General features: G+C 68.9%; 5 protein-coding genes. 1 reads left to right on the forward strand and 4 read right to left on the reverse strand.

Annotated elements, in window-relative coordinates; genetic code table 11:
• Positions 1-87: 87 nt before the first annotated feature.
• A complete protein-coding gene (locus QH283_RS28045) occupies positions 88-297 on the reverse strand; it encodes a hypothetical protein (protein ID WP_280505934.1) in 210 nt (69 codons plus the stop codon).
• A gap of 138 nt (positions 298-435) precedes the next feature.
• Positions 436-1,677, reverse strand: coding sequence for an amidohydrolase (locus QH283_RS28050; protein WP_280505935.1), 1,242 nt, complete (start codon positions 1,675-1,677; stop codon positions 436-438).
• A gap of 548 nt (positions 1,678-2,225) precedes the next feature.
• Here QH283_RS28050 and QH283_RS28055 point away from each other — a divergent pair.
• Positions 2,226-3,155, forward strand: a complete 930-nt coding sequence (locus QH283_RS28055; RefSeq protein ID WP_280505936.1) for a helix-turn-helix domain-containing protein — start codon at positions 2,226-2,228, stop codon at positions 3,153-3,155.
• 334 nt (positions 3,156-3,489) lie between these two features.
• On the opposite strand, the gene QH283_RS28060 is transcribed toward QH283_RS28055, so the two are convergent.
• Both QH283_RS28060 and QH283_RS28065 read right to left on the reverse strand, forming a co-directional pair.
• The gene (locus QH283_RS28060) at positions 3,490-3,867 is read right to left on the reverse strand and encodes a hypothetical protein (RefSeq protein WP_280505937.1); all 378 of its coding nucleotides are present in this window, start codon (positions 3,865-3,867) and stop codon (positions 3,490-3,492) included.
• A gap of 212 nt (positions 3,868-4,079) precedes the next feature.
• On the reverse strand, positions 4,080-4,922 hold the full coding sequence (locus QH283_RS28065) for a phage major capsid protein (protein ID WP_280505938.1): 843 nt from the start codon (positions 4,920-4,922) through the stop codon (positions 4,080-4,082).
• Positions 4,923-5,081: the final 159 nt, after the last annotated feature.

The following is a 5,081-nucleotide window of genomic DNA, read 5'->3' on the forward strand; positions in this document are numbered from 1 at the left end:
CGGCGGGCGCCGCCCCCCCCCGCCCACCCCCCCCACCGCCCCCCCCCCCCCCGGGGGGGGGGCCGTTGCCCGTTTCACTGCGTCCCGTTACGGACTCGGCTGCGGCACGTCGACATCGCAGTTGTCGACCTTCGGATTCACGCCCATGTAGTTGAGCGGTCCGGCGATCACGGTGACCGCCACAGTCCCGATTCCCGCACAGTCGACCGGGCCGCTGTTGTCGAAGTAGTCCCGCTGGACGCAGGCCACCACACCGATCAACAACCAGATCAGAACAATCGCACTTCCAATTCTCATGACTCTCTCGCGCATCGTTCTTGCGGACGGTTCGGCGGCGCTCCCGGCACCCGTCCCCTTCCCGCTGCCAACATCAGCGGGATACCCGCTCACGCCCGATTCACGCGGGATGTGTAGTTCGCGCGGAATACTGGACCGCTATCGCCGCGCGGGCAGCCACTCGCGCGTCGCGCTCACCAGAGCGCGCACTCCGATCCCGAGGGTGGGGTCGAGGACCGGGGCGTAGTGCGGCGAGTGATTCGACGGAATCTCCAGCAGCGCGGGATCACTCATGTCACCCGTGGTGAACAGCGCCGGGTCCGCGCCGCCGAGCAGCCAATACGACAGCGGCGCACCGGAGCCGGTGGCGAGGATGCCGACGTCCTCGCTGCCCGCGCCCGCGCCCGGGTCGAGGATGTTGTCCGCCCCCAGCCAGGACGCGATGGCGTCGAGGCTCCTGCCCAGTGCCCCAGAGTCGTTGACGACAACCGGGAATCGCTCGATCTCGGTGATGACCGGCTCCTGCGGCGCGCCCGCCGTCACCGCTTCGCCGCGCACGATCCGGGCCACGCTGTCGAGGATCCGGCGGCGCACCGCCGCGTCGTAGCTGCGGATGTTGAGCTGGATCTCGGCGGATCCGGGAATCACATTGGCGGCCTGGCCCGCGTGGATGGACCCGACGGTGAGCACGGCGGTCGCGGTGCTCGGGATCTCGCGGGAGACGATGGTCTGCAACCGCAGCACCGTCGCGGCGGCGAGCACGATCGGATCGACCGCGGCCTCCGGCATCGATCCGTGCGCGCCCCGGCCGGTCAAGCGCACCAGCAACGAATCCGAACCGGCGTAGGACGGGCCGGGATGTCCGGCGATCTTGCCCGCGGGCAGTGGCGCGACATGCTGGCCGAGCACGACGTCCGGCTTCGGGAACCGATCGAAGAGGCCGGCGTCGACCATGGCCTGTGCTCCCGCGCCGAGTTCCTCCGCGGGCTGGAACACCAGCAGCAACGTGCCCGACCAGGCCGACCGGTCGCCGGCCAGTATCGCCGCCGCGCCGAGCAGGCAGGTGATGTGCAGGTCGTGGCCGCACGCGTGGGCCACCGGCACCGTGGCGCCGTGCTGGTCGGTGGCCGTGACGGTGCTGGCATAGGGCAGGCCGGTGTCCTCCCGGACCGGAAGCGCGTCCATGTCGGCGCGCAACAGCGCGGTCGGACCCGCGCCGTTGCGCAGCACGCCGACAACCCCGGTCTCCGCCACCCCCGTGGTGACCTCGAATCCCAGCCCGCGCAACCGCTCGGCCACCAGACCCGCGGTGCGATGCTCCTGGAACCCGAGTTCCGGATGACTGTGCAGGTCTCGGTACAGATCGACGAGCGTCGGGTCGAGCGTGCCGGGCGCGGTCATCGTGTCTCCTTCGGCGACGTCTCCCGCCGGGCCGGGGTCCGGTGGGCCGGTGGCCGCCGTGCGAGCGGCTCGCCTCCCGGCTACCCACAATGACGCGCATCAACGCTTCGCCCACGAAAAGAGCCCCTCACCTGGCGATTCAGGCGAGGGGCTCTCTGGCGGTGGCGGAGGGATTTGAACCCTTTCCGAGGTACTGGCCAGGGGGTCGAAAATCGCTCTATCAGCGGAAACACATCACTGTTGTTCACTGATAATCACCGATAATCCCGGTCGGTTGTGCCCAAAATGTGCCCACGGCGGGCAACCATGTCGGTGAGCAACACAGCCCCCGGACGCGGCCAACCACGGCCGTCATGAACGTGGTTGGCCACCTTCGGGGATAGCAGTAGATGGCGTTCGACACCGAGCAACCACGGACGTGAGGCCAACGGTTGGGAACACTCGATGCCGGGGACATCCGCTTCGGGGGTCGGTGTCGACCCGGCATCGAGTGCTGAACTCAGTGTGTTCGTCCGACACCAGCGACGGAACGGCTCTACCGTTGACTCGTGTTGACCGAAGGCACACCAACGGGGGAACTGCTGCGGGAGCTGCGATGCGCGGCCGGGCTGAGCCTGCGACGCATGGCGGACCTGGTGTACTTCACCCCCTCCTATCTCTCGCTCGTCGAGACCGGTGGACGGCCGATCACCCCGGCAGTGCTCAACGCCTACCGCGAAGTGCTGTCCGATCCGGTGCTCGATGGCGTCGACATTCTGCGACTCGGCGCCACGGTCTCCAGCCCGTCCACCGCGGGCCTGAGCGGTGTTGATGACCTTGCGGTGATCCTCGACAAGACGCGCCACCTCGAGGACACGATGGGCACCGGGACGGTGGTGTCGTTGGTGCGGGGCCTGGACAGCACCGCGCGGGAGATGGCCCGGCATCGCGCCGGCGGGCGGTCCTCGGCGGCCCTGGCATCGGAGGTCACGCGGTATCGGGGCTGGCTCGAGCACGCCACCGGCCGCCGCGCGACAGCGGACCGGGTGTTGCGCGACGCCGCGGCACTGGCCCAGGACGGGGCGCAGCGGGCACACGCGCTGTCGTTCCGGTCGCTCACCGCACGCCATGACGGGGACCTGGCGAAGGCGCTGGACTTGGCCGATGCTGCTCTTGCTGAGGACGGCGTACACCCGGCGCTGCGTACGTTCGATCGCTACTGGCGGGCCGAAGTACTCGCCCGGCGTGGGGAGAACCGTGCAGCTGCACGGGAGCTGGCCGCCGATCCACCGGAGAGCGACGAACTCCCCGCGGGCGGGTACTGGTACACCCCCGGTTTCCTCGCGGTGCAGCGCGGTCTCGTGCTGAGCTGCATGGGCCGACGCGCGGACGGCATCGAAGAGGCGACCCAAGGTCTGGCGTCCATGCCTGCCGAGCACCGGCATACGGACTGGCTGAATGTGATGCTCGCTCAGGTCGACCCGGACATGCGCGACTGACTGCCGAGGAGAGTGACCGGAAGTAACTCCCCTGTCGCTCGAGGGGGCTTTGGTCGCGAAAGTCCCCTGGTCACCCAGGTTGTCGGCGTCGGCAAAAACGCTGGTCAGGGATGCGCACTAGTGCGCGCCCCTACCAGATTTGCGAGGTTGCCGGAGGACTACTCAAACCGGGGAGATTTTGCGGGATCACGCAAGTCGTGGTGCTGAGCACCGCAACCGGCGAACCAGGGGTGTCAACGGGATTGCCCCCACAGCACTGAGCCCGGAAGGGCGTCCATCGGGGGGACATCCTTCCGGGCTCTGAGCCTTCCGTCACCGTGACGGAGAGTCGTTGTCAGGTGCTCTGTTTCGAGCCCTCGACCATATCGGGCACCTCGGACAGATGGCTGAATCGCTCGATCCGAACGAACGGGTACCGCCGCTGGACGGCCTCGACCACCCCGGCGTCGACCCTGCTGCGGATCCACACTCGCCCCTCGAGGCGTAGCCGATCCACGCGCACCGTGGTCGGGGTGTCGTCGCGGAAATTGCCCGGCAGGCACAGGCCATGCCCGGTGACCTCCGCCACCACTGCCCGCGCCCGGATGCTGTTGCCGGGGATGACACGCGGGGCCGCCCGGCACTGGCGAAGCGCCCCTTGAACGAACCCGCCCGCGCTCAATCCTTGTGCACAGCAACGCATTTCAGTCAGCGCCGTCAGGTTGGTGTCCATGTGCCACCCACACCCGCATCCCGGGTCCGGCGCCAGGTGGTTGCGCTCCATGCAGAACGCCGCGGGCGTCCATCGGGCGGTGTCCACCTTCGGCCGCGGAGAACGGCCGCTCAGGTGAATCTCCTCGGCCGCACCGAAGAACCCGATACGGCCGTCCGTGCGGAGAGCGTCGAGCCGGTACCCGCGTACCGGCATGGCATCAGCGTCCGCCATCAGCTCGCGTCCGGTTCGCCGATGCGGATGATCGCGGCCGGATGCGGGAACCCGAACGCCAGCCGCATCGTCGCCTTCACCGCCACCCGGTCACTCGAGAAATACGCCTGATCGGAGATGTCCAGAGTCACGTCCCGCCGCAACGTGGTGAAGGCGTAGGCGCTCGGGATGCCCCACACATCACCGTTGGTGACGTAGGGCGAGACCAGCAGCGGCACACCCTGAACCATCCGCGCGCCCGGCTGAGTCGGGTCCGGGGTCAACAGCGGCCGATTGCTGCCGGTGGCCTCCTTCAGCTTGGACAGCGCCAGCGCGGTGTCCGGGTGAGCGACGAAGTTGGTGATCTGCGCGCCCACGGTCTCGGCCTTGCTCAGCGCTTCGGCGAACGGGTCGGTGTTGGTGATGCCCGCGCCGATATCGACGAGCTGGTGAGTCGTCCCGGCGATACCGTTCGGGCCGTTGGCGGTGGTGGCGGCGAAGAACGCGGTGTCGACCTTCGCGACGATGCTGCGGACCAGACCGGCGCCCACGATCTCGAGCGCGGACGGATTCGAGTCCTCTGCCAGCTCGCGAGAGATGATGGTGAGCCCGGCGACCTTCTTGTGGAACACCTCGAGCTCGTCGTGTTCGGAGTCGTCCGGGGTGATCTCGCCACCTTCGGGCACCCACTCCGCGGACGGGTCGCCGGTGATGATGGGGAACTTCGATGACGTCGAGTCCGTGGGGAGAACGGTGGTCACCTGCAGGGCCACCGAATCCCGTTGCACGGGCCGGACGATGAGCTGGTGAACCTGCTCGGGCAGCAGACCGCCGATGCCCGATGCGCTGGTGTAGAGAGCCATGTGAATGCTCGCCTTCCGATTGCGGGGATGAGGGAATCCGGTGGGCCTCGAGCCGCTTCCGGTGCCCCGCTGGGGCGAGCGTGGGGCGGGGGCGGGGGCCGGGGCCCGGGCCCCCCGGGACCGGGCCCGGAATCGCCCCCCCCCCCCCGCCCAGGCCGC

The sequence above is a fragment of the Nocardia farcinica genome (assembly GCF_029867845.1).
In the GTDB taxonomy this organism is placed as follows: Bacteria; Actinomycetota; Actinomycetes; order Mycobacteriales; family Mycobacteriaceae; genus Nocardia; species Nocardia farcinica_A.